The sequence below is a fragment of the Leptolyngbya sp. FACHB-60 genome (assembly GCF_014695775.1).
GTDB lineage: Bacteria > Cyanobacteriota > Cyanobacteriia > Phormidesmidales > Phormidesmidaceae > Nodosilinea.
Genome location: NZ_JACJOX010000038.1, coordinates 1 through 4,850 on the forward strand (window position 1 = coordinate 1; position 4,850 = coordinate 4,850).

The 4,850-nt window shown below is 53.2% G+C and carries 5 protein-coding genes; all 5 read right to left on the bottom strand.

Annotated features, from left to right (window positions below):
• Positions 1–188: IS630 transposase-related protein (locus tag H6F57_RS15210; protein ID WP_190624381.1), on the bottom strand; the 188-nt coding region annotated here is incomplete at its 3' end.
• A gap of 280 nt (positions 189–468) precedes the next feature.
• A complete protein-coding gene (gene rfbB, locus H6F57_RS15220) occupies positions 469–1,563 on the bottom strand; it encodes a dTDP-glucose 4,6-dehydratase (RefSeq protein ID WP_190624377.1) in 1,095 nt (364 codons plus the stop codon).
• 75 nt (positions 1,564–1,638) lie between these two features.
• On the bottom strand, positions 1,639–2,718 hold the full coding sequence (locus tag H6F57_RS15225) for a glucose-1-phosphate thymidylyltransferase (RefSeq protein ID WP_190624376.1): 1,080 nt from the start codon (positions 2,716–2,718) through the stop codon (positions 1,639–1,641).
• Positions 2,718–3,617 carry a dTDP-4-dehydrorhamnose reductase gene (rfbD, locus tag H6F57_RS15230; protein ID WP_190624374.1) on the bottom strand — a complete coding sequence of 300 codons (900 nt, stop codon included), beginning with the start codon at positions 3,615–3,617 and terminating at the stop codon, positions 2,718–2,720. Before rfbD ends, H6F57_RS15225 begins: the two co-directional genes overlap by 1 nt.
• Entirely contained in the window at positions 3,614–4,171 is a 558-nt protein-coding gene (gene rfbC, locus H6F57_RS15235; RefSeq protein WP_190624373.1) for a dTDP-4-dehydrorhamnose 3,5-epimerase, read from the bottom strand. The genes rfbD and rfbC overlap by 4 nt, the downstream gene beginning before the upstream one ends.
• Positions 4,172–4,850: the final 679 nt, after the last annotated feature.

Sequence of the window (4,850 nt, forward strand, 5' to 3'; positions counted from 1 at the left end):
TTGTGGCTATGGCCCTGCTGGTAACCTTGCTTCGGGGCAACCTCCCCATTGCCGCGATACTGGTTGTGCCATTCCGTAAGGGTGCTACGGGCAATGCCCAGCAGTTGACTGACGGCAACTTTGGATTGGCCTGACTCAATCGAGGCAATCACTTTCTGGCGCAGGTCAAAGCTGTAGGGAGCTGGCATCACTATAGTCCTCTCGATATCCTGTCATTTTGCCTGACCGAACCCTTATACGGATTGCTATACCGCTATTGAGGGCGTACTCAACTACGCTTGACGGCGTCCGAAGCCGGGCCATGGGCGTTCCCGTGGCTCGTTGAAGTTATGGGTGCATCCCCGGCACCGTTAGTACTTCACAATCCGATTATCTTGAAGACGACGAGTCCCATTCTTGACGACGGATTCGCTCTGGCAGTGGGGACAACGCATAGGCAAATGGCTCTCCAAACCTACATTCCAACCATCATCCTTTAACTGACCAGTGCCGACCTACTTTGTACCTGTAGTCTCCCGAGAGCAACGGCTGCCACCAGTCACGATGGCTCAGATACCAGGTCACCGTTTGTCGCAGGCCCGTTTCCAGTGTTTCCTGAGGTACCCAGCCCAACTCAGCGCGAATCTTGCTGGCATCAATCGCATAGCGCCGGTCATGGCCGAGCCGATCTTTGACGAAGGTAATCAGCTGGCTCGCGGGTTTCACCGGCAAATGGGGGGCCAACTCATCCATCAGGGCACAGAGGGCCTGCACCAGGTCTATATTCTTGACCTCATTGTTGCCGCCGATCGCATAGGTCTCTCCAGGCTTGCCCCGGTGGATCACCGCATTTAAGGCACGGCAGTGATCGCCCACGTAGAGCCAGTCGCGCACATTCTGCCCATCGCCATAGACCGGCAGCGGCTGGCCCAGCAAAATGTTGACGCAGATCAGCGGAATCAGCTTCTCGGGGTAATGGTAAGGGCCGTAGTTGTTAGAGCAGTTGGTAATTAACGTGGGCAGGCCGTAGGTGTGGTGGTAGGCCCGGACCAAATGGTCGCTGCCTGCCTTAGAGGCAGAGTAGGGGCTGTTGGGAGCATAGGGGGTAGTTTCGCTAAAGGGCGGGTCAGTGTGGCCGAGGCTGCCAAACACCTCATCGGTAGATACGTGCAGAAACCGGGCCGTTTGGCTCCCCTGCCAGTAGGCACGAAAGGCTTCGAGCAAGGTAAAGGTGCCCTGAATATTGGTGCGAATAAATGCCTCTGGCCCCAAGATCGAGCGGTCGACGTGGGATTCGGCGGCAAAGTGGGCGACAATATCGATCGCTTCACTGTGCAGAAGTTGGTCTACCAGGGGACGATCGCAGATGTCTCCCTGCACAAAGCGAAAATTGGGCTGTTGGTCTAGCCCCGCCAGGTTTTGGAGGTTGCCTGCGTAGGTGAGAGCATCGAGTACCACAATGCGATCGCTGGGGTAAGTGTTAACCCAGTGGTGAACAAAATTGGAGCCAATAAACCCGGCACCGCCAGTAATCAGCAACCGACGCGGTCGTCTTGGGGCTGTCTCGGCAAACGGGGGGGGCATTGGGGCAAGCTCCTGACTGGGTGTTGCAAGATGGTGGATAGACGAGGGGCAGCCCCAAAAGGGAAGCCAATTGGGCTAGGGTGAGGTTAACTCGATCTGACAGTCATCGCCCACCATAAAGCGCATCGCGTTCGGGTGCCTAGGGGCAGACTTGAGCGAGGCCCGCCGCCCCACTAGACTATCCACAATTCGGTGGTGAATATTCTCTACCCTGGCCCCCTGTAAAATTACGCTGTGATCGAGGTCTACATCGGTGAGGGTTACCTGGTTACCAATGCTGCTGTAGGGGCCTACAAAGCAGTTTTCTAGCTGGCAGTCGTTACCAATTATCACCGGCCCACGGATGGTGCAGTTGCGTACCTGGGTGCGCTCACCAATAGACACCCGCCCAATCACGCGGCTTTGCTCATCTACAGTGCCCTCAATTGAGCAGTTAGAGTAAGTGTCTAGAATGATGCGATTGGCCTCAAGCAGATCGTCTTTTTTGCCCGTGTCGAGCCACCAGCCCTGAAGGTGAATGGCCTCAACCCTGTAGTGCTGATTAATCAGTTCCTGAATGGCATCGGTGATTTCTAGCTCGCCTCGCGCCGAGGGATGCAGTGTAGCTATCACCGCGTGAATGCTGCTGGCAAAAAGATACACCCCCACCAAGGCTAAATTGGACGCAGGTTGTTGGGGCTTTTCTTCCAGTCGCAGAATGCGACCTGCTGCATCGACTTCAGCGACTCCAAAGGACTGCGGATTAGGGACCGGCGACAGCAGAGTTAAAGCGTCGAGGTGGCGTTCCTTAAAGGTTTCCACCATGGGGGTGAGGCTATCTTGCACCAGGTTGTCACCCAGATACATGACAAACGGCGACTCGGCCAGGAAGGGCTGAGCTACCTGAACGGCATGGGCAAGACCAGCCGGTTTGGCCTGCAAAACATAGGTGATCTGTGCCCCAAACCGCTCACCATCGCCAGTGGCCGCCTTTACTTCCCCCCCGGTTTCTGGGCTAACGACAATGCCAATGTCGGTAATACCAGCGGCCACCAGGGCCTCAATGCCGTACCAAAGAATGGGTTTATTGGCGACGGGCACCAGCTGTTTAGCCCCCGAATAAGTCAGCGGGCGAAGACGAGTGCCCTTGCCACCAGACAGAATAAGCGCCTTCATTACATCTTCTCCATCAGTTGATCGAGCATGGTTCGCAAACTGTCGCGCCAGTGAATAGGGGTGATCTGCAAAAGAACTTCTAGTTCACGGCTAGATAGCACCGAGTAGGCCGGGCGTTTGGCTAGGGTGGGGTACTCTGCCGTTGTCAGGGGGTTAACCCGTTCTATAACGAGGGGGAAATGGCGTATCTTAGCCTCCTCAAAAATCGCAGTCGCAAAGTCGTACCAACTAGCTACCCCACTGTTGGCCAAGTGGTAGGTGCCCGAGGGCAGAGCCAACGACCCATCGGTGATGATTAAACTATGCACTAGCTTAGTAATTCCCTCAGCCAGGTACTGGGTTGAGGTAGGTGAGCCAATTTGATCGCAAACGACCCCTAATTCGGCCCGGCTTTGCCCAAGCCGCAGCATCGTTTTAACAAAATTGCCTTTGCCCAGCGCGCCGTAAAGCCAGGAGGTACGAACGATATAGTGATTGTCCCAGGTTTGGCGAATGGCCTCCTCACCCGCCAGCTTAGAACGACCATAAACGCTGATAGGGTTGGGCGAATCGGTCTCTTGATAGGGTAGATAATGCTGCCCATCAAACACGTAGTCCGTAGAAACATGGATCAGCGGAATAGAAAGCTGTTTAGCTACCACTGCCAGGGCTGCTGGCACCGATTCGTTGACAGCAAAGGCAGCCTCGGGCTCTTGTTCGGCCCGGTCAACTGCTGTATAAGCGGCGGCGTTAACGATTAGGTCGGGCTGAGCGGTGAGCACTGCCTGATGCAGTTGCGGCTCCTGAGTTAGGTCTACATCAGCTCGACCCAGGGCAAAAACCGTCATCGACTGAGGCAGTAATCGAGCCAGCTCTTGCCCCAGTTGGCCAGTTTTGCCCAACAGAAGCAGGCGCGTCATGAGTAAACCTCGGCCATGCTCAGCGGTCGGCCGGCTTGGTCTTTGGGCGAGAGTACTGGTTCAATTGATAGGGGCCAAGCGATCGCCAAATCAGGATCATTCCAAGCGATACAGCGCTCGTATTGAGGAGCGTAGTAATCAGTGGTTTTGTATATCACCTCAGCAATACCTGATACCACTAGAAATCCATGGGCAAACCCAGGAGGTACCCAAACCTGGTTTTTCTTGTCTGCTGAGATCTGATAGCCGACCCATTGCCCAAATGTAGATGAGTACTTTCGAAGGTCTACAGCAACATCAAAGATTTCGCCCATAACGACGCGAATCAGCTTGCCTTGAGGTTGATGAATTTGATAGTGCAGACCACGCAAGACCCCCTGCACTGAGCGGGAGTGGTTGTCTTGAACAAAGGTATAAGTAAACCCAACTTGCTCTGCAAACATTTTGTGATTAAAGCTCTCAAAGAAGAAGCCGCGGTCATCTTCGAAAACCCTCGGCCTAATTTCTAAAACATCCGATAGTTCAGCAGCAATCATTAAAGAGCCCTCTTTCATCTACCTATGCAAGACATTAGTAATGAGTTTTGTGTTTACTGTTTCTTTGGGCAGTGCTGGTGTAACCTGCTTCATACCTCAGCTCTAGGATATGGAAACATTTCGTCGATTAATAAGGCTGTTAGGGGGAGCTGCGACTGCAGGAACGAGAAATTGTCACAACCTATCTCTTTAATAAGTTTCCCATCCAAGACTGCATGTCACTGACTTAAGAGATCAAAAAAGCTTACAAGGCTTGATATGCAAAGGATTAGCCCTGCAAACCATAATATCTATCTTCACCATAATAAATTGAGTGTATACCCTCGAACAACGCCGTTTAGGGGCGGCCAAGCCTGCTATTAAACAGATTGGGCGACACATGCAAATTTTGGTACCCGCTGAAATATCATCCCCGTTAAGGCGATGTCGAGTCCACTTCAATGGTCAGCTCGCGAGTTAACCATTTTGTCGAAAGTGGGATGCTCTTTAGCTCGCGATCGCTCTGAGGTGACCTTTCCCAAATTGCCTAATTTTCCGGTGGAAACACTTATACCAATTACACATGAGTGTGCGCCAAAATGGGAGTACTGCTAGCCCTTGAGGAAAAAGGCATGGGACGCCCGTTCATCGTTGAGATCGCAGAAAGCGAAGCGCAGTTGAAGAAGACGCTTCAACAGGCCCGTAGTGCTAGCCAAAA